Genomic DNA, 20,048 nt, shown 5'->3' on the forward strand with positions numbered 1-20,048 from the left:
CATCCTCCGGAATGTTCCGGTGGACGGGGTATCAACATATCTGGCGTTGACTTTTGGCACGCTGTTGAGTTCTCAAGGAACGGACGCTTCCTTTGTTCCTGTTTCACCAGGATCTCCGGGCGCTTCCCTTCGGTCTTGCGTTTCCGACTCTATCAGATCCTTGCGGCTCCGATTTCGCCGGCGCGTTTCGGCCTTTCGGCTTCTTCGCGTTTCCAACCTTACCAGATCCGTTTCCGTCTCTGGCCCCTGTTGGAGCGGGGTCGGCCGTTCGGCTTTCGCTTTTCGGCCTTTCCGACTCTATCAGATCCGCTTTCGTTCCGTTGCCGGTCCGAATTTGTTTCCGATTCCCCGTCGGAGGGGATTTGTTCGCGCCTTTCGGCGTGATCACTACTTTAGCGGAATTCCTCGTCGGCACATAATCGCGCCGCGGTCCGAATTTCGGCATGCCGAAATTCTTCCCGGTGAGGGGCCGTGCAGTAGTGGTGTGCCGCGAAGCGGCGGGATGGCTGCCGCAGAACCGTTCCGGCGCTGTGGCAACTCGGAGGACACTACAGATCAGGCAACCCAGTGTCAACTCGCGTCAGTCAAGGTCACTCAGACGCCCGCCGGCATCCGGCTGGGCCGCCTCGACGCGGCGCAGCAGACGGGTCAGCACCTGGCCGAGGAGCTGGCGTTCCTCGCTGGAGAGGTCCTGGAGGAGGTCCTCCTCGAAGACCGCCGCCATGCGCATCGCCTCCAGCCACTTCTCGCGGCCTTCGTGGGTCAGCTCGACGATGACGCGTACGCGGTTGGTCTCGTCGCGCTCGCGGGTGACCAGTCCCTCGCTCGCCATGCGGTCGATGCGGTGGGTCATGGCGGCCGGTGTGAGGCCGAGGCGCTTGGCGAGTTCGCCGGGGCCCAGTTGGTAGGGGGCTCCGGAGACGACGAGGGCCTTGAGGACCTCCCATTCGGCGTTGCTCATGCCGAGGGTGGCGGTCTGCCGTCCGTAGGCGACGTTCATCCGCCGGTTGAGGCGCTGAAGTGCGGAGACGACCTGCTCCACCTGGGGGTCGAGGTCCTGGAATTCGCGCTGGTAGGCCGCGATCTGTTCCTCGAGGCTCGGCTCGGCGGCGTGGGCCGCCGTATCTGAGGGCTCAGGCATGCGGCGCAGTATGACATGGAAGTCATTGGCGTTGAAGTCCTTCCCCATGTACTCTTTAGCTTCGAACTTTAGAGTTGAAGTCTTCAGGGTGAGACTGTCCGGCTCGGGACTGTCCGGTCGCGTGGTCTTGCCCTGGTGTCTGTGCGGCGGTGTCCGTGCGGCTCTCGGTTCGCCCCCTTCTTGTTCGTCTGATGACCTGACCTAGGTAGGTGAGTGTGACCACCGCGATGGGCGCCGCGTTGCGCCGGATCCAGCTCGGGAACGCGCTGAGCGCGTTCGGGAACGGCTTCACGGTTCCGTATCTGTACGTCTATGTGGCGAAGGTGCGGGATCTCGGCGCGAACACGGCCGGTGTCGTGCTGGCGATGCTGGCGGTGGCCGCGCTGGTCGTCCTGCCGCTGACCGGTCGGGCCATCGACCGGCGCGGTCCCCTGCCGGTGGCCATCGTCGGTACGGTCTCCGCCGCCATCGGTGCGCTCGGGATCGGGCTGTCCGCCACCGAACCGCTGGTCATCGCGTCCGCCGTCGCGCTCGGTGCGGGGATAGCGGTCATCCAGCCGGCCCTGGCCACGATGATCGTGTGGTGCTCGACGACGGTGACCAGATCGCGTGCGTTCGCCACCCAGTTCTTCCTCAACAACCTGGGGCTGGGCGTCGGCGGGCTGGTCGGCGGGCTGCTCGTCGACGAGTCGCATGCGTCGAGCTTTGTGCGGCTGTTCGCCATCGAGGCCGTGATGTTCCTGGTGCTCGGTGCGGCGGTGGCCACCGTGCGGCTGCCGCAGGTGCCGAAGGTCGAGGACGCGGTGCCCAGTGAGGAGCGGGCCAAGGGCGCTTGGCGGGCGCTGTTCGCGGACCGGCGGATGGTGTGGCTGTGCGTGCTGGGGTTCGTGCTGTTCTTCGCCTGCTACGGGCAGTTCGAGTCGGGTCTGGCGGCGTATGCGACCGAGGTGACGCGGATCCCGCCGTCGAGCCTGGGTATCGCGCTGGCGGCCAATACGGCGGCGATCGTGGCGGCGCAGTTCGTGGTGCTCAAGCTGGTGGAGGGGCGGCGGCGCAGCCGGGTGATGGCGCTGGTCGGGTTGATATGGACCGTGGCGTGGATAGCCGCCGGGCTGTCCGGGCTGGTGCACGGTGCGCAGGCGGTGGCGACGGCCCTGCTGATCTCGACGTATGCGCTGTTCGGGATAGGTGAGTCGATGCTGTCGCCGACGGTGGCTCCGTTGGTGGCCGATCTGGCGCCGGCTTCTCTGATAGGTCAGTACAACTCGGCGTTTGCGCTGGTCAAGCAGCTGGCGTTGGCGGTCGGTCCGGCGGTGGGTGCCCTGATGGTGGGGCATGGGATGTACGTGGCGTACATCGGGATGCTGGTGGTGTGTGCCGTGGGGATCAGTGTGCTGTCGCTGCGGCTGGGGCGGATGCTGCGGCCCGCGCAGGACAATCCGCATCGCGTGGTCGTGCCGGTGCCCGCGGCGCGGGTGCCGGCGAAGGCGGAGGCGGAAGCCGTGGGCTGCCAGGCCTGAGCCGAGGAGTCACGGCGAGGCCGTACCGGAAGGCGCCGTCCCGTCCCCTGTCCATGGGGGACGGGGCGGCGCCTTCGTCGTACGGGCGGCTACCCCCTGGGCAGGGCGAATTCGCACCACACGGCCTTGCCGCCGCCCGGGGTGCGGCGTGAGCCCCAGGAGGAGGCGATGGTGGCGACGATGGAGATGCCCCGGCCGGCCTCGTCGGCGGGCTCGGCGCGGCGGCGCCGGGGGAGGTGGTCGTCCCCGTCGGTGACTTCGATGATCAGGCGGCGGTCCGTGCGGCGCAGTCGCAGCCGCATGGGGGGCGTGCCGTGCTGGAGGGAGTTGGCGACCAGTTCGCTGGCCGCGAGGACGCCGAGGTCGTGCAGCTCGGGCGAGAAGCGCCAGGAGGCCAGAACGCCGGAGGCGAAGGCGCGGGCGCGTGGGGCCGCTTCGGTGCCGCCGTGGAGTTCGAGGGCGGCGTTGTGGAACAGCTCGGCGTCGTGGCCGGTCCGTTCGGGGTGCTGGAGGACGAGGATGGCGACGTCGTCGTCGTGCGTGGCGGTGATGCCGAGGGAGCGCAGCAGGCGGTCGCAGACGATGTCGGGGGTGCCGGCGGCGCCGGCGAAGGCGCGCTCCAGGGCGTCGACGCCGTCGTCGATGTCCTTGTCGCGGCGCTCGACGAGGCCGTCGGTGTAGAGGACGGCGCTGCTGCCGGGGCCGAGCGGGACGGATCCCGAGGTGTGCAGCCAGCCGCCGGTTCCCAGGGGCGGTCCGGTGGGCTCGGCGGCGCGGCGGACCGTGCCGTCCGCGTCGCGTACGAGGATGGGCAGGTGTCCGGCGGACGCGTAGACCAGGCGGCCCTCGTTGGGGTCGTGGACGGCGTAGACGCAGGTGGCGATCTGGCTTGCGTCGATCTCGGCGGCCAGGCCGTCCAGCAGCTGGAGGACCTCGTGCGGCGGGAGGTCGAGGCGGGCGTAGGCGCGTACGGCGGTGCGCAGCTGGCCCATGACGGCGGCGGCGCGCACCCCGCGGCCCATGACGTCGCCGATGACCAGGGCGGTGCGGCCGGCGCCGAGGGTGATGACGTCGTACCAGTCGCCGCCGACCGCGGCGTCCGTGCCGCCGGGCTGGTAGGTGGCGGCCACGCGGAGGTCGTCGGGCTGCTCCAGTTCCTGGGGCAGCAGGGAGCGCTGGAGGGTGACCGCGGCCTCGCGCTGGCGGGCCTCGCTTGCGCGGAGCCGTTCGGCGGACTCGATCTGGTCGGTGACCTCGGCGCCGAAGACCAGCACGCCCTTGTGGGGTGCGATGCAGGCGACCTCGGGGTCGGGCGCCGGGCCGCTGGCGGCGACCTCGATCGGGGTGCAGGTGAAGGTGTAGTAGCCGTCGCGGGTGCGGTCGCCGCCGGGGACCTTGCGGGACTTGACCGTACGGGGTTTGCCGCTGCGCAGGACCTGGTCCATCAGGGGCAGCAGGCCCAGTGCGTCGAGTTCGGGGAGGGCTTCGCGGGCGGTCTGGCCGGCCGGGCGGGGGCCGAAGACGGCGGCGTAGGCGCCGTTGACGTAGGCGAGGCGGTGTTCGGGGCCGTAGACGACGGCGACGAGGGCGGGGATGGTGCCGAGGATGTCGTGGACGGAGAGGGCGTCGACGGTGGGGGGCAGGGTCGCGGGGAGGGGTTCCTGCGCGGGGTCCGCGTCGGCGCGGGCGGCGGGGACGGAGCCGGTGGTGGCGGCCGCCGGGTCGGCGGGCGGGCAGTCCGCCGCGGGCGTGGCGGCGGGCGCCGGGGCCTCGGCGGGCGGGGTGGCCGGCGTACCGGGGGCGGGGCGGGGTGCGGCGCGGTCGGATCGGGCGGCGGCGCGCCGCTGTGTGCCGGGGAACTTGGCGCTCCAGCGCGTGAAGATCACGGAGGGGTACCTCTTACTTCGCGTCGTCGCGCGGGATCGGGCCGTCGGCATGGCGGGACCTCCCGGCCGTCGGCCGGGGGAGGGTCGGCTGGGGGCACTCTCGGCGCCCTTTTGCGGAATGCAGCAAACGTCCAGAATCCTCGTGATTGTCACTCTTTGCAGATACGAGCCCACCCATGGTCACACGTCCAGTGTGGCCGACCGGACGGACATCCGTCAGACGCCCGGCAGCCGGTGTGGAGTTCCGCACTCCGCAATCTCCGGCCGCCACCGGGATGACGGCGTGTCAACTTTGGTGGCCGGTGCGGCGCGTCAGCTGGCTTCGTTGTGCCGGCCGGTGCCCGCGGCGAGCTCGAACTCGGCGCGCGGGTTCTCCAGCGAGCCGAGCGAGACGATCTCGCGTTTGAACAGGCCCGCGAGGGTCCATTCGGCCAGGACCCGGGCCTTGCGGTTGAAGGTCGGGACCCGGCCGAGGTGGTAGGCGCGGTGCATCAGCCAGGCCGGGTAGCCCCGCAGCTTGCGCCCGTAGACGTGGGCGACGCCCTTGTGCAGGCCGAGCGAGGCCACCGAACCGGCGTATTTGTGCGCGTAGTCGACGATGGGGCCGCCGCGCACCGCCGCCGCGACGTTCTCGGCGAGGACCTTGGCCTGGCGCAGGGCGTGCTGGGCGTTGGGCGCGCAGGTGGCGGGGGGCTCGTCGGGCTTGGCCGGCGGCTGGGCCGTCAGGTCGGGGACCGCGGCCGCGTCCCCCGCGGACCAGGCGTGTTCGGCGCCGTCCACCTGGAGCGCGGCGGTGCACTTGAGGCGGCCGCGGCCGTTGAGCGGCAGTCCGGTCGCGGCGAGGATGGGGTGCGGCTTGACGCCGGCGGTCCATACGAGGGTTCTGGTCGGGAAGCGGGAGCCGTCGCTCAGTACGGCGACGCGCTTCTCGCAGGACTCCAGCCGGGTCTCCAGCCGTACGTCGATATTGCGGCCGCGCAGCTCCCGTACGGCGTAGCGGCCCATGTCCGGGCCCACTTCGGGCAGGATCCGGTCGGTCGCCTCCACCAGGATCCACTTCATGTCCTCGGGCTGGATGTTGTGGTAGTAGCGGACGGCGTAGCGGGCCATGTCCTCCAGTTCGGCCAGCGCCTCCACGCCCGCGTAGCCGCCGCCGACGAAGACGAAGGTCAGCGCGGCGTCGCGGACGGCGGGGTCGCGGGTGGAGGAGGCGATGTCGAGCTGTTCGAGGACGTGGTTGCGCAGTCCGATGGCCTCTTCGACGGTCTTGAAGCCGATGCCGACGTCGGCGAGGCCGGGGACGGGCAGGGTGCGCGAGACCGAGCCCGGCGCGAGGACCACTTCGTCGTAGGCGACCTCGATGGCGCCGTTGCCGGTCTCCTCGGCGGCCAGGGTGGTGATCGTCGCCTTGCGTGCGGTGTGGTCGAGGGCGGTGACCTCGCCGACGACGACCTTGCACTGCGGCAGCACGCGGCGCAGCGGTACGACGACGTGGCGCGGGGAGATGGAGCCGGCCGCGGCCTCGGGCAGGAACGGCTGGTACGTCATGTACGGCTCGGGGTCGACCACGATCACCTCGACGGTGCCCTGCCGCAGCTCCTGCTTGAGCTTCCGCTGGAGGCGCAGGGCGGTGTACATCCCCACGTAGCCACCGCCGACGACGAGGATGCGCGCCACGTTGTCCGAAGCCTTCGAAGACACAGCCTTCACAGAGGTACTCCTCGCGGTGTCGACCAGGCCCGGGGCGGCACCGATCCGGTGGCCGGCCGGCGATGCGGCCACCCATCGGGCGCTGCGCCCCCGGGAAAGCACAGCACTGTTCCATGACGCACCGCCGCGGCGCCTTTGTCCACAGGCTCGTCGAAATGTATGTCCGGGCGCGGCGCTGGGGACGGAACGGCCGATTCCACGCGCCCGGGCCGAGGTGCGCTGGTCAGGTGGTGGGTGACGGGGGCGAGCAGGGGCGTAATCCGGGCGGATCAGGCCCGTTGGGCCGATCGGGGGGCGCACTGCACGGAACGCCCCCTTCAATCTTGACGCGGGCTCAACTATGTTCGTATCTCGTTGGGGTGCACCCTCGTGTCGGTCCACCCCGACCGTCAGGGCGGGGAGTCTCCGGGGGGAGACGTCATTACCGGGGGATCTATATGCATATTCAGGGCTCTCAATGGCCGGCGACCGTCGCGATGGCACACGCCTCGGACGGCGGCGGCAACGGAAACAGCACCAACGGGGGCGGCGGCAACGGCGCCGGTACGGGCCCGGCAGCGGGCGGCCGGAGTACGCCGCTGCGGGTCGACGCGCAGCGCAATCTGGAGCATGTGCTGCGGGCGGCGCGCGAGGTGTTCGGCGAGCTGGGGTACGGCGCCCCGATGGAAGACGTGGCGCGCCGGGCCCGGGTGGGTGTCGGCACGGTCTACCGCCGGTTCCCGAGCAAGGACATCCTGGTCCGCCGGATAGCCGAGGAGGAGACCTCACGGCTGACGGACCAGGCGCGTACGGCGCTGGGCCAGGAGGACGACCCGTGGTCGGCGCTGTCCCGCTTTCTGCGGACGTCGGTCGCTTCGGGCGCCGGACGGCTGCTGCCGCCGGGCATCCTGCGGGTGAGCGCGGACACCGACCGGTCCGCGGAGCGCACACCGGGCGGTACGGACACCGGGCGGGTGCCGGATCACCTGGGCGAGGCCCGGGTGCCGCAGCAGCGGATGGCGCCCGGCGCGGACGGTCCGCCGGCCGATCTGCGGCTGGTCGACCGGCGCGACGAACCGGCGGAGGGCGCGCCGGGCCCGGCCGGGGACACGGCCGGTGCCGAGGCGCTGCTGGAGGTCGTCGGGCGGCTCGTGGAGCGCGCCCGGGCAGCCGGTGAGCTGCGGGCCGATGTGACGGTCTCCGACGTCCTGCTGGTCATCGCCACGGGCGCGCCCGCGCTGCCCGACCCCGCTCATCAGCAGGCCGCCTCCGCGCGGCTGCTGGAGATCCTGCTGGAGGGGCTGCGCTCGCGCCCTGCCCGGTGATGTCCGCCGGCCGGCCGCGTCCGGGTGGGCCCGATCGCCGGGTCCGCCGGGCGGGGCGGGCGGGTGTGGTGCGGCGGCCACGGGGATCCGGGGCGCGGGGCCGTGGGCCGTGGTGATCCGGCCGGTGGCGTTTTCCGTCTCCGGGCCCGGTGTCCGCGCGCGCCGGGGCGCGTACGCGTACGGCGCGCGTTGTGGCCCGTACGGGTTCCGCGCGCCGTGCTGCCCGTTGACGCGATATGGCCCGCACGGGTGAATGTCCGTGCGGGCGTCCGCGCCCCCGCCCCGGACGAGTGGTTGACCGCAGGACCCCTCAGGCGCCGGGACGCGATGTGGCACGCTTGCGCGGTATTCCGGTGTGACGGCGGCTTCGGGGGCCTCGGCGATGAGTGTTGACGGGCGGGACGAGCGGCGCAACGGCGAGACGGCGCCGTCACGGCAGGTCCCTGGCCAGACCGGTCCGTTGGGGGCCACTCCCCCGGCGGCCGGGCCGGCCGAGCGGCATGACCGCGCCGGCGGCCTTGCGGGCGACGGGCACAGTGTGCCGCCGCAGCGCGAGCCGGGCGGCCGTACGGCCCCGGCCACCGATGCCGGCGAAGGCGCCGACGGAGGCGAGCTCCCGCCGTCCGACGCCCAGTTGCTCGCGGCCATGCGGGCCGGTGACGACAGCGCGTACGAGGAGATGTACCGCAGGCACGCCGAGGCGGTCCGGCGCTACGCCCGCCAGTGCTGCCGGGATGTGCACACCGCGGAGGATCTGACCGGTGAGGTCTTCGCCCGCACGCTGCAGGCGGTGCGCGGCGGCGCGGGCCCGGATTCCGCGGTGCGCGCCTATCTGCTGACGACCGTCCGCCGGGTCGCCGCCTCCTGGGCGAAGACCGCGCGGCGGGAGCAGCTGGTCGAGGACTTCGCGGTGTTCGCGGTGACCGCTGCCGGTTCGTCGAGGGACGCCGACACGCTGGATCTGGGCGCGGATGTGCGCGCCATGCACGAGGCCGAGCAGTCCATGGCCGTACAGGCGTTCCGCAGCCTGCCGGAGCGCTATCAGACGGTGCTGTGGCACACCACGGTCGAGGAGGAGTCGCCCAGCCAGGTCGCCCCGCTGCTCGGGCTGACCGCGAACGCCACCGCCGTCTTGGCGCACCGCGCCCGTGAGGGGCTCAGGCAGGCGTATCTGCAGGCGCATGTCAGCCATTCGCTGACGGCCGGCGGGGACTGCGCCCGGTACGCGGACCGGCTCGGCGCGTACGCCCGTGGCGGGCTGCGGGTACGGGCCGAGCGGGGGCTGCGCAAGCATCTGGACGAGTGTGCGCGGTGCCGGATGGCCGCGCTGGAGGTCGCGGACGTCAATCAGCGGATCGGTGCGCTGCTGCCGGTCGCGGTCGTCGGCTGGTTCGCCGCCGGGTACGCCGTCAAGGCGGCCGCCGCGGCGGTGGGGGCCGCGGGGGCGGCGGCCGGTGCCGGCGCGGCCGCGGCGGCGGCGGGGGGTTCCGGTGCGGCCGGTGGTGCCGGCAGTGCGGGTGGTGCCGTGGTGGGCGAGGGGCTCGGCGCGCCGGTGAAGGCCGGTATCGGCGTCGGGGCGGCGATGGTGGCCGGCGCGGCGCTCGCGCTGGCGCTGACCAGCAGCATGGAGCCCGCGCCGCAGCCCCAGCCGCAGGCCGGGCCCCCGCGGCCGGCCCCGACCGCACCGCACAGACCGTCGCCGTCGCCTGCGAAGCCGCTGCCGCCGGCGGCCGGCGCCGCACCGGCCCCGAAGCCCGCACCGACGCACCGGCCGGACCCCGGGCGGACGCCCGAGCCGGCCCCGCACCGGTCGTCGCCCGCGCCCACCCCGCCCCCGACGACCGCCCCCGCGCCGACTCCCACGCCCACCCCCACACCACCCGAGCCCTCCCCCGAGCCGCCGCTCCCCGACCCGACGGCCTATCAGGTCAGTGCGCTCGACCACGACTTCATGGGTGACGGCACCAAGCCGGAGGTGCGCAGCATCGGGAGCAGCTGGCTGTGGCAGCGGCAGTCGCCGAAGATCGCCGGGACGACGTACGCACACGGTGTGAGCGTGCACGCCCCGTCCTCGGTGATCATCGACCTCAACCGCCGGTGCACCTCTTACGACGCCGTCGCGGGCATCGACGACCTCAGCCTGGGGCTGGGTGCGCTGCGCTTCTCCGTCTACGCCGACGGGGAGCGGCTGTGGCGGTCGGAGGCGGTGCGCGGCGGGGAGCGGGCGGTGCCGGTGCATGTCCCGCTGGCGGGCCGTAAGACGCTGCGGCTGGTGGCCGAGCCGGTGTCGCCGGTGGATGTGGTGGCCGTGGGGGACTGGGCGCTGTCGCAGATCAGCTGTCGCTGACGGGCCGGGCCGGCGGCTTGCGGCGCGGGCCGCCGGGGCGCCGCTTGGGGCCGTCGGCCGCGGGGGGCGCCTCGGGTATCGCGCCGGATGCGCGGTGCGGCGCGAGTATCTCGACGACTTCGGCGGGCGTGAGGCGTGCGCCCTCGGCGTGCAGCGCCTCGTATCCGCCGTCGGCCGCGCCGTCCAGCTCGGCGCGCAGCTCGTCCGCCGTGCGCCGTACGTCCTCCTCCTCGGGGACGGTCCTGGGCAGTTCGCCGCGCCAGGCGGTCGAGGCGCCCAGCAGCCGGGCCGCGTCGCGGGGGCGGCCGGCGCCGCGCAGCGCCGGGACCGCGCACTCGGCGGCGAACGCCAGCGCGGGCCGGGTGCAGTACAGCGTCAGCCCCGAGCTCAGCGCCTGATGGCACCGGCTCAGCGCGCCCGCCGTATCGCCCTGTGCCGCCGCGATCCGGCCCGCCAGAGCGTCCAGCATGACGGCGAACTGGGGCGGCGGGGTGCCCAGGGCGGCGGCCCGGCGCGCCGCCTCGCACTGCGTGCGCGCCGCCTCCGGTATCCCCTGGCGCAGCGCGATGCGGGCGTGCAGCGAGTGGTTGAAAGCCCGCGGGTCCTGTACGCCCCACTCGGCGGCCTGCTCGTCCGCCTGCGCCAGTCCCTTCTCGGTGGCGTCCATGTCACCGCCGGCGAAGTGGAGTTCGGCCAGCCGGGACAGGATGAACGGGCCCTCCGAGTACGCGCCCAGCTCCCAGGTCAGCGCCAGCGCCTCCTCGTAGGCCGCACGCGCCTCGTCGTAGCGGCCGCGGATCTGCCGCAGCTCTCCGGTGACGGCCGCGACCTGGGCGAGCATCCAGCGGTCGCCGACCCTGCGGGCCAGCTCGGTCAGCTCCGGCTCGTCCGCCTCGGCGGACTGCAGGCCGCCGGGCGCGTCGATCGCGATATGCGTGCGGAAGATCAGCGAGGCGCCCAGCTCCCAGCTGCCGCCGAGCTCCCGGGTGGTGGCGACGGCGCCGTCCATGAGCGGCAGGACCTGGTCGTAGCCGCCGAGGAAGAAGGCGGTGAACGGCCACAGCAGCCCGGGGAAGCGAGCGCTGCGCGGGTGCGGGCGACGGTAGGCGGTCAGCAGCCGGTCGATCAGGGCGCGGCTCTCCGGTGTGTCGTAATGGCGGTCGGCCCGCTGGTCCTGGAGCAGGAAGAAGAGCAGCAGCCGCAGGTCCATCTGCGCCCAGAACACCGGATCGGTGTCGGCGAGCTCCTCCGGGGCGGGGGCGAGGGCGGCAACCCGCTCCACCCAGGAGGCGCCCTCCTGGCGGTAGTTGCGCAGCCACCAGAACCAGCACATGGCCCGGACGATCCGCTGGGCGGTCTCCGCCTCCCGGCCGGCGACCACGCGCTGCAGCACCGCCCGTACGTTGTCCAGCTCGGCCTCGACGCGCGCCAGCCAGGGCAGCTGCTCGGCGGAGCGGAGACGGGGCTCGGCGTCCTCCGCGAAGCGCAGGAAGTGGTCCGTGTGGCGGGCGAGGGTGCGCGCGTGCTCCTCGGGGCGGGCGGTGGCCCGCTCGCGGGCGTAGGCGTGGATGGTCTCCAGCATCCGGTAGCGGGGCTCGGCGCCCCGGTGGTCGACGACCAGCAGCGACTTGTCCACCAGGGCGCCGAGGCGGTCGAGGACCTCCCCGGGGCCCTCGCCGCAGACCGCCTCGGCCGCCGCCAGGGTGCAGCCGCCGGCGAACACCGACAGCCGGCGCAGCAGGGCGCGCTCCGGCTCCTCCAGCAGGTCCCAGGACCAGTCGACGACCGCGCGCAGCGTCTGCTGGCGCGGCAGCGCGGTTCGGTTTCCGCTGGTCAGGAGCCGGAAGCGGTCGTCGAGGCGCTCGGCGATCTGGCGGGGGGAGAGCAGCCGCAGCCGGGCCGCGGCCAGTTCGATGGCGAGCGGCAGCCCGTCCAGCCGGCGGCAGATCTCGTCCACCGCCGCCGGGTCGTCCGCGTCCCGGAATTCCGGCCGCGCCGCCACCGCCCGCTCGGCGAACAGCTGATGGGCGGGCACCGGCTCCAGCGGCTCCAGCGGCCGTACGGCCTCGCCGGGCACGCCCAGCGGCTCCCGGCTCGTGGCCACCACCGTCAGCCCGGGGCAGCGCCGCAGCAGCAGATCGGCCAACTCGGCGGCGGCGCCGACCACATGCTCGCAGTTGTCGAGGACGAGCAGCAGTCTGCGCGGTGCGCAGTGGTCGACGATCCGGGCCGCGGGGTCACTGTGCTCGGCGGTCGTACGCGCTTCCATGGCGGGTGAGAAGACGGCGGTGTCCCGTCGGCCGAGCGCGGACAGCACGGCTCCCGGCACCGCCTCCGGCGCGTCCAGCGGCGCCAGCTCGGCGATCCAGACCCCGTCGGGGTGCTCCCCGGCCAGCGAGGCGGCCAGCTCTTCGGAGAGGCGGGTCTTGCCGGCGCCGCCGGGTCCCGTGAGAGTGATCAGACGTGTCTGACGTATCGTCACTTCTGCGCGCAGGGCGGCGAGTTCCCTCCCCCTGCCGACGAACGAGTCGAGCCGGGCGCGGAGGTTGCCGTGGCGCGGGGCCGCAGCGGGAATCGTGACCCCCTCCCCGGGGACGGCCTTGCCGGAGAGCAACTCGGCATGCAGGGCGCGTAGTTCGGGCCCCGGATCGGCGCCCAGCCTCTCCGCCAGCAGCTCGCGGGTCTCCTCGTACGCGGCCAGCGCGTCGGCGCTCCGCCCCGTACGCTGCAGGGCTCGCAGCAGCTGGACCCGGAACGGCTCGTCCAGGGGGTGGTCCGCGGTCAGCTGCCGCAGCTCGGGGAGCAGCTCCTCGGCGCGGCCGAGCGCCAGATCCGCGTCGATCCGCCGGTGCAGCGCCGCCAGCCGCAGCGCTTCCGGGCCCCGGGCCGCCCCCTCCGCGTCGGGCAGATCCGCCAGCGCCGGCCCGCGCCACAGTGCGAGTCCGGCCCGCAAGGTCTCGGCAGCGCCCGCCGCGTCCCCCTCCCGCAGCCTGCTCGTCCCCGCGGCGACCAGCCGCTCGAAGCGATGCAGATCCACCTCCTGCGCCTCGGTGACCAGCCGGTACGCCCCCGGCAGCGACTCCACCGCGCCCTTGCCCAGCGCCCGCCGCACGCGCCCGATCAGCGCCTGCAACGCGGCCGGCGCGTCCTGCGGCGGCGCGTCCACCGCCCAGACCTCGTCGATCAGCGTCTCCACGGCCACCGGCCGTCCGCCGCGCAGCGCCAGGGACGCGACCAGCGCCCGCACCCGCGCACCGCCGAGCGGCACGGGCTGCCCTTGCTCGCCCAGGACCTCCGTCGAGCCCAGAATCCGAAACTTCACCCGGCCATTGTCCAGTCCCGCGGCTGGGCCCGCCGGTTATCCACAGACCGGCCGTGAGCGGGCGTTTCGTTATCCACAGCCGTGCACAGAGCCCTGGGCCGGCACCGGTGGCGGGGACGCGGCCGCGCCTCACGGCGCTGCGCCATCCCGGCTCACAGCAGTACGGAGCCTCTTCTCACGACAGCCGCGCCCGGGGGACCACGCCTCCCGCGAGTGCCCGTTGGCGCGCTCCCTCCGCCCCCGTCCAGCAGGTGCCCCGCCGCGCCACGAGCCGGCGCAGCCACAGCTCCGTGGAGACCAGCTCGGCCAGGCCGTCCAACGGCAGCGCCGCTCCCTCCGCCGCGGACCGCAGCGCCTTGCGGACCACCCGCGCCTCGATCAGCCCCGCGTCGGCCAGCAGCGGGGCGTCGAAGAGCCGGACCAGGTCGCCCACCGCGCCGCGCAGCCCGGCGCGTACCGCTGCCGCGTGGGTGAGGTGCGAGGTGGCGCCCCACCCGGGCGGCAGATCCCGTACGCCGGCGCCGGCCAGTACGGAGCGCAGTACGGCTGCCCGCGCCCCGGGCTGCACCCGCAGGGTGTCCGGCAGGGCGCGGCAGGCGAGCACGACCTGGTTGTCGAGGAAGGGGGCGTGCAGCCGCTGGTTGCGGACCTCGGCGGCCTGCTCGAAGACCCGGTGGTCGGCGGCCTGGCGGGCCAGCGCCGCGCGGGCCCGCCGCTCCCCCGGGCGGCCCACGGCGGACGACCGGTTCGCCGCGTCGCTGAGGCGAACCGATACTTCGGCCAGCGCCTCGCCCGTGAGCCAGCGCGCCGCGGGCCCCGGACGGCACCAGGCGAGCGCGGCCAGCGAGGCGTCCACCGCCCCGCCGGTCACCGGCTCGTCGGCGAACTCCCGCTCCAGCAGGCGCCGCGCGGCATCGGCGATGCCGACCGGGTACGGCGTACGGGCCAGCCTGCGGGCCGCGCGGTAGACCGTGAACGGCACCAGGACGGACTGTGCGGACGGGCCGTCCGCCTTGGCCAGCGCGGTGACCGGGCGCAAGAGGTGGCGCCGGCGGCGGTCCATGAGGAGGTCGGCGAGCCGGGCCGGGTGCGCGTCGAGTACCTGGCGGGCGCCGTGTCCGACGAAGTGGTCCGCGCTGCCCGCCAGCAGGCGGCGGCGGTGGCGGCTCGCGGTGGTGAGGGAGGGGCCCGGCTCGTCCGTGAGCGGGCCGCTGTCGAGGTCCGCGTACGGGAGGGCCTCTTCGCCGGCCGCGACGACGACATGGTGCAGCCGCGGGTTGTCGGCGATGCTGCGGGCGCGCTCCAGTTCGGCGTCCCGGTAGGCCTGTACGCCTTTGGTGGCACGGTCGTTGAAGGTGACGGCCAGCAGGCGCTCGCCGTGCCCGTTGAGCCGTCCGGGCTGGCCGGGGAGACCGGCGGCCAGCAGGGCGAGGGTCCCCGAGGCGCTGCCTCCGGAGAGGTCGGCGCCGATGCCGGGGGCCGGTCCGCCCCGTGCGGCACGCCGCTCGGCGGGCCCCATACCGGGCACCGGACCGGGGTCGAGTCCTTCGAGGCCGTCCGGATCGGGCGCGTGCCGGGGCCCGGCCAGCCGGGCGCGGACCGCTTCGACCAGCGCGTCGCGGACGCCGTCCACGGCCTGCTCCGGGGCGAGTTGGGGCGCGGCGACGGCGAGCGAGGCGGTCGGCTCGTAGGAGGTGACGTCGCGGGCGCCGCCGCGCAGCACCAGGGCGTGACCGGGCGGAATCCGGCGCACCCCTTCGTACGGCGTGCCGGCGCCGAGCGCCTCGGGGGCGTCCGGGCAGGCCAGCAGCGCGGCCAGATGCCCGACGTCGAGGCTGGCCTCCACCAGGTCGGCGAGCGGGAGGGCGGCGGTGGCGTACGCGGTGCCGCCGGCCCAGGGGGTGTGGAAGACGGGGCGGGCGCCGGCCAGGTCGCCGGTGACGGTGATCCGCCGCCCTACCTGGACGACGGCGGTGTAGCTGCCGGGCCAGGCGGTGAGATGGCGCAGCGCGCCCCCGCGGGCCGCGAAGAGACCGACCCGCAGCTGGTCGTCGGTGGCCCCGCAGACGCCGAACACGGCGAGCCGGGTCTCCGGGTCGGCCTGTACGACGCGGACCTCGTCGGGCCGCCAGTCGCCGACCGCCCACAGGGGATCCGGGTCGCCCCACAAGGGCTGCGCGCCTACGGGCAGGACGGTGCGGCTCTCCGCGCGCGCCGCCGCGCCGGTGGCGGACGACCCCGTGGCGGCACTGCTCCACCCCACCAACCAGCGCATCGCCGCCTCCACCCGATTCCCCGCCCGCCAGGGCCGCCCACGGCCGCCCCGTACGGCGGATTGCCAAGCTGCCGTCAAGCTGTTGCGGCGACCATGCTGCCATGACAGCGGCGCAGGGGAGGTGCCGAAGCGGGCCCGTATACGGGCAGTTCGCGGCGGGGAGGCGCGACGGGCGGCCGCTGGCGGGCCACGGGCGGATCGGTCGGCCGCGTCCACGGGGCGCCTCGGAACAGCGCGCCCTCCGCCCCGCACGCGGACGTCCGTCCTCGCATCAACCCCGGAAGGCCCCCCGTGTGGCCCCCGGGGCGGCTCCGAGTGCGCGGCGGCGCGAAATCACCATCCGGCGGTTTTCGGCCAAAGTCCGTTCCCTGCAGTCCAGTTGACACGTTCGGGCATCGCGTCAACCAGTGGTACGCCGGCCGGCGACCGGCTTGCGCGACGGTCCGGGAGGCGGGCTTCGCCTCCCGGACCGGACCGTCACCCGCGGGGAATGAGGTGACGGTGTCCCCCAGCCCACTGGATCCAGTGCAGCGGGCCGACCCACGCAGAAGCCATGGAAGCGCTCCCGGTGACCGGCGGCCAGCGCGCACGGACGGGCGCACGGGCACACGTACCCGGAGCACATGCCAATTCCCGTACCCCTGTTTGAACATGAATCTCGCCATCCGGGACACCGACTCTTAACGGTCGGGATCCGGCGAACTACTCTGGGTGGACGCATGCCCCGGGGTACCGGGGCGGCTGTCGGTGTGTCGAGGGGTGCGCATGTCCAGGGATATACGCGGGCCGAACGAAAAGCTCGGCACCGTCCTCGCCCTCGCGGGTATCAGCAACGCCGGACTGGCGCGCCGGGTCAACGACCTCGGTGCGCAGCGCGGACTGACGCTTCGCTATGACAAGACGTCGGTGGCGCGATGGGTCTCCAAGGGCATGGTGCCCCAGGGCGCCGCGCCCCATCTGATCGCGTCCGCGATCGGCAGCAAACTGGGCCGGCCGGTGCCGCTGCACGAGATCGGCCTGGCCGACGCGGACCCGGCGCCCGAGGTCGGCCTGGCGTTCCCCCGCGATGTGGGCGCCGCGGTACGCTCCGCGACCGAGCTCTACCGTCTCGATCTGGCCGGACGGCGGGCCGGCGGTGGCGGCATCTGGCAGAGCCTGGCCGGATCCTTCGCCGTCAGCGCGTACGCCACCCCCGCCTCGCGCTGGCTGATATCCCCGGCGGACAGCTCGGTGGCGCGGGAGGCGGCCGAGGCGCGCGACAAGGACGCCGCGGCGGCGGGCGACGGCGGGATCCCGCAGCACGTCGGCCACAGCGACGTCAGCAAGCTGCGCGAGGCGGCGGAGGACGCGCGCCGCTGGGACTCCAAGTACGGGGGCGGTGACTGGCGTTCGTCGATGGTGCCGGAGTGCCTCCGGGTGGACGCGGCGCCATTACTCCTCGCCTCGTACAGCGACGAGGTGGGCCGGGCGCTCTTCGGGGCGACCTCCGAACTCACCCGGCTCGCGGGGTGGATGGCCTTCGACACGGGCCAGCAGGAGGCCGCGCAGCGCTACTACATCCAGGCGCTGCGGCTCGCCCGTGCGGCCGCCGACGTCCCCCTGGGCGGGTATGTCCTGGCCTCGATGTCCCTCCAGGCGACCTACCGGGGCTTCGCCGACGAGGGCGTCGACCTCGCCCAGGCCGCCCTGGAACGCAACCGCGGCCTGGCCACGGCCCGCACCATGAGCTTCTTCCGCCTGGTGGAGGCGCGGGCGCAGGCCAAGGCAGGGGAAGCGCGCGCCTGCGAGGTGGCGCTGAAGGCGTCCGAGGGCTGGCTGGAGCGCTCCCGCAGCGGCGACCCCGACCCGTCATGGCTGGACTTCTACTCGTACGAGCGCTTCGCCGCCGACGCCGCCGAGTGCTACCGGGATCTGCGGCTGCCCCGCCAGGTCCGCCGCTTCACCGAGCAGGCGCTCTCCCGTCCCACGGAGGAGTTCGTGCGCTCCCACGGGCTGCGTCTGGTGGTGTCCGCGGTGGCCGAACTGGAGTCCGGCAACCTGGACGCGGCGTGTGCGGCGGGCACCCGGGCGGTCGAGGTGGCCGGCCGGATCTCCTCGGCCCGTACGACGGAGTACGTCCGTGATCTGCTGCACCGCCTGGAGCCGTACGGGGACGAGCCCCGGGTGGTGGAGCTGCGGGAACGGGCGCGGCCGCTGCTGGCGGCGCCGGCATAGGCCCGGTCCGGCACCGGCCGGGCCACAGGGACGGCCGGTGTCCGCCGCGGCTCGGACCGCATTGTCAGTGCCGACCGTCATGATGGGATACGTCGTCGGCGATGATGCGCAGGTCCGCGGCGACGGTCGGGCCTGCGGTCATGCGGTTGGGGAGGTGCAGTGGCGGCGTACGACTGCGATGTGCTGGTGATCGGGGCCGGCATCATCGGGCTCTCGACGGCCCATGCGATCACGCGGGCCGCGCCGGGCACGCGCGTCGTGGTCCTGGAGAAGGAACCCGGTCCGGCCCGCCATCAGACCGGGCGCAACAGCGGCGTGATCCACAGCGGCATCTACTACCCGCCCGGCTCACTGAAGGCCCGCTACGCCCTGCAGGGCTCGGCGGAAATGGTGAAGTTCTGCACCGAACACGACATTCCGCATGAGGTCACCGGGAAGCTGATCGTCGCCACGGACCGCAGCGAGCTGCCGCGGCTGCACGGCCTGATCCAGCGCGGCCGCGAGCACGGCCTGCCGGTGCGCGAGCTGGGCCCCGCCCAGATAGCCGAGTACGAGCCCGAGGTGCGCGGCCTGGCCGCCATCCATGTCGGCACGACCGGCGTCTGCGACTTCGGGGCGGTCGCCCGCCGCTTCGCCGCGCTCGCCACGGACGCCGGCGCCCGGATCGTGTACGGCGCGGAGGTGACCACGATCGGCCGTCGCCCGGGGCGGGTGGCGGTCCGTACCGCCGACGGCACGGTCCATCGGGCCCGCGCCCTGGTCAACTGCGCCGGGCTGCACTGCGACCGGATCGCCCGGCTGGCGGGCGACGCCCCGGGCATGCGGATCGTCCCGTTCCGCGGCGAGTACTTCACCCTCGCCCCGGAGCGCGCGGCCCTCGTCCGCGGCCTGGTCTACCCGGTCCCCGACCCGGCCTTCCCCTTCCTGGGCGTCCATCTGACCCGCGGCATCGACGGCGCCGTCCACATCGGCCCGAACGCCGTCCCCGCCCTGGCCCGCGAGGGCTACGACTGGCGCACGATCCGCCCCGCCGAGCTCGCCGGCACCCTCTCCTTCCCCGGCTCCTGGCGGATAGCCCGCCGCCACTGGCGCTACGGCGCCGGCGAACTGCACCGCTCCCTGTCCCGGCGCGCCTTCGCCGACGCGGTCCGCCGCCTCCTGCCGGCCGCCCGCGAGGAGGACCTGCTCCCCGCGCCCGCCGGCGTCCGCGCCCAGGCCGTCCTCCCCGACGGCACCCTCGTCGACGACTTCCTCTTCGCCGATTCCCCCGGCATGATCCACGTCCTCAACGCCCCGTCCCCGGCGGCCACGGCTTCCCTGCCCATCGGGCGGGAGGTGGCGCGGAGGGTGCTGGGGATAGTGGGAACGGCGGGGAGTGGGGCGGCGGGATAGCGGGCTCCCGCTCCTCGGCTCCCGCCCGCCCGTGCGCCATCCGTAGAATCGACACACTGTGTCCGAGAATCCCGTCACCCCCGAAGCCCACCCGCTGGCAGCCGGCACTCCGGAAGCCGACGCTCCGGAAGCGGCCGCGCAGCCCTCCGTCGCCCCGGAAACACGCAGCCTGGGCGCCACGGCCGTCTCAGCCGCCACGCCCCGCCGCGGCGCCCCCATGTTCCCGGACGGGACCGGCCCCGCGGCCGACCCCGCGGGCTCGCACCACGAGCGGCGGATTCGCTCCTTCCAGCCCCGCCGCAGCCGCGTCTCGCCCAGCCAGGCCGATGCGCTGCGCCGTCTGTGGCCCAAGTGGGGGCTGGACATCGACGGGCTCTCCCGCATCGATCTCGACGAGTTCTTCGACGGGCGGCCGGTCGTCCTGGAGATCGGCTTCGGCATGGGCGAGGCCACGGCACAGATGGCCGCGGCCGACCCGGACACCGGCATCCTCGGCTGCGATGTGCACACCCCGGGCCAGGGCAATCTGCTCGGTCTCGCGGAGCGGAACGGCCTGTCCAACATCCGGGTGGCCAACGGCGACGCGATCATCCTGCTGCGCGAGATGCTCGCCCCCGCCTCGCTTGCCGGCCTGCGCGTCTTCTTCCCCGACCCGTGGCCCAAGAAGCGCCACCACAAGCGTCGCCTCATCCAGCCGGAGTTCCTCGCGCTGGCGACCACCCGGCTCGCGCCCGGTGCCCTCGTCCACTGCGCGACCGACTGGGAGCCGTACGCCGAGCAGATGCTCGAGGTGCTCACCGCCGAGCCGACGCTGGAGAACCTCTACTCCGGCTACGCGCCCCGTCCGGACTTCCGTCCCCTGACCAAGTTCGAGGGCCAGGGCCTGGACAAGGGGCACGTCGTGCACGACCTCCTCTTCCGCCGCCTCGGCGCATAA

11 protein-coding genes are annotated in these 20,048 nt (G+C 74.0%); 6 read left to right on the forward strand and 5 right to left on the reverse strand.

Annotated elements, in window-relative coordinates; all coding sequences use genetic code 11:
• Positions 1-580 precede the first annotated feature (580 nt).
• Positions 581-1,141 (reverse strand): MarR family winged helix-turn-helix transcriptional regulator, encoded by a 561-nt coding sequence (locus ACWD6P_RS30370; RefSeq protein ID WP_451447379.1) that lies wholly within the window; start codon positions 1,139-1,141, stop codon positions 581-583.
• Positions 1,142-1,356: 215 nt separating this feature from the next.
• Between ACWD6P_RS30370 and ACWD6P_RS30375 the strand changes: the two genes are divergently transcribed.
• Positions 1,357-2,661, forward strand: coding sequence for an MFS transporter (locus ACWD6P_RS30375; protein WP_451447399.1), 1,305 nt, complete (start codon positions 1,357-1,359; stop codon positions 2,659-2,661).
• Between the two features lie 89 nt (positions 2,662-2,750).
• Here ACWD6P_RS30375 and ACWD6P_RS30380 read toward each other — a convergent pair whose 3' ends face one another.
• Positions 2,751-4,547, reverse strand: coding sequence for an ATP-binding SpoIIE family protein phosphatase (locus tag ACWD6P_RS30380; protein ID WP_451447380.1), 1,797 nt, complete (start codon positions 4,545-4,547; stop codon positions 2,751-2,753).
• 312 nt (positions 4,548-4,859) lie between these two features.
• The gene (locus ACWD6P_RS30385; protein ID WP_451447400.1) at positions 4,860-6,224 is read right to left on the reverse strand and encodes an NAD(P)/FAD-dependent oxidoreductase; all 1,365 of its coding nucleotides are present in this window, start codon (positions 6,222-6,224) and stop codon (positions 4,860-4,862) included.
• A 509-nt stretch (positions 6,225-6,733) separates the two neighbouring features.
• Between ACWD6P_RS30385 and ACWD6P_RS30390 the strand changes: the two genes are divergently transcribed.
• Together ACWD6P_RS30390 and ACWD6P_RS30395 are read left to right on the forward strand one after the other, a co-directional pair.
• On the forward strand, positions 6,734-7,561 hold the full coding sequence (locus tag ACWD6P_RS30390; protein ID WP_451447381.1) for a TetR/AcrR family transcriptional regulator: 828 nt from the start codon (positions 6,734-6,736) through the stop codon (positions 7,559-7,561).
• 382 nt (positions 7,562-7,943) lie between these two features.
• Positions 7,944-9,908 (forward strand): sigma-70 family RNA polymerase sigma factor, encoded by a 1,965-nt coding sequence (locus tag ACWD6P_RS30395; RefSeq protein ID WP_451447382.1) that lies wholly within the window; start codon positions 7,944-7,946, stop codon positions 9,906-9,908.
• Here the strand turns inward: ACWD6P_RS30395 and ACWD6P_RS30400 are convergent.
• Positions 9,895-13,230, reverse strand: a complete 3,336-nt coding sequence (locus tag ACWD6P_RS30400; RefSeq protein ID WP_451447383.1) for a BTAD domain-containing putative transcriptional regulator — start codon at positions 13,228-13,230, stop codon at positions 9,895-9,897. The two genes, ACWD6P_RS30395 and ACWD6P_RS30400, sit on opposite strands and share 14 nt — an antisense overlap.
• A 175-nt stretch (positions 13,231-13,405) precedes the next feature.
• Positions 13,406-15,505, reverse strand: a complete 2,100-nt coding sequence (locus ACWD6P_RS30405; RefSeq protein WP_451447384.1) for an asparagine synthase-related protein — start codon at positions 15,503-15,505, stop codon at positions 13,406-13,408.
• Positions 15,506-16,270: 765 nt separating this feature from the next.
• On the opposite strand from ACWD6P_RS30405, the gene ACWD6P_RS30410 reads away from it, so the two are divergent.
• From ACWD6P_RS30410 to trmB, 3 genes are all read left to right on the forward strand, one after another.
• Complete coding sequence (locus tag ACWD6P_RS30410) at positions 16,271-17,719, forward strand: hypothetical protein (RefSeq protein WP_030088381.1); 1,449 nt, start codon at positions 16,271-16,273, stop codon at positions 17,717-17,719.
• Between the two features lie 159 nt (positions 17,720-17,878).
• On the forward strand, positions 17,879-19,111 hold the full coding sequence (gene lhgO, locus ACWD6P_RS30415) for an L-2-hydroxyglutarate oxidase (protein WP_451447385.1): 1,233 nt from the start codon (positions 17,879-17,881) through the stop codon (positions 19,109-19,111).
• A gap of 58 nt (positions 19,112-19,169) precedes the next feature.
• Positions 19,170-20,048 (forward strand): tRNA (guanosine(46)-N7)-methyltransferase TrmB, encoded by an 879-nt coding sequence (gene trmB / locus ACWD6P_RS30420; protein ID WP_451447386.1) that lies wholly within the window; start codon positions 19,170-19,172, stop codon positions 20,046-20,048.

The organism is Streptomyces sp. NPDC002446, assembly GCF_053595675.1.

Excerpts from the sequence above, each read along its gene's own strand:
- ACWD6P_RS30370 (WP_451447379.1), bottom strand. The coding sequence starts at position 1,141 with ATGCCTGAGCCCTCAGATACGGCGGCCCACGCCGCCGAGCCGAGCCTC.
- ACWD6P_RS30390 (WP_451447381.1), top strand. The coding sequence starts at position 6,734 with ATGGCACACGCCTCGGACGGCGGCGGCAACGGAAACAGCACCAACGGG.
- ACWD6P_RS30395 (WP_451447382.1), top strand. The coding sequence starts at position 7,944 with ATGAGTGTTGACGGGCGGGACGAGCGGCGCAACGGCGAGACGGCGCCG.
- ACWD6P_RS30405 (WP_451447384.1), bottom strand. The coding sequence starts at position 15,505 with ATGCGCTGGTTGGTGGGGTGGAGCAGTGCCGCCACGGGGTCGTCCGCC.
- ACWD6P_RS30410 (WP_030088381.1), top strand. The coding sequence starts at position 16,271 with ATGTCCAGGGATATACGCGGGCCGAACGAAAAGCTCGGCACCGTCCTC.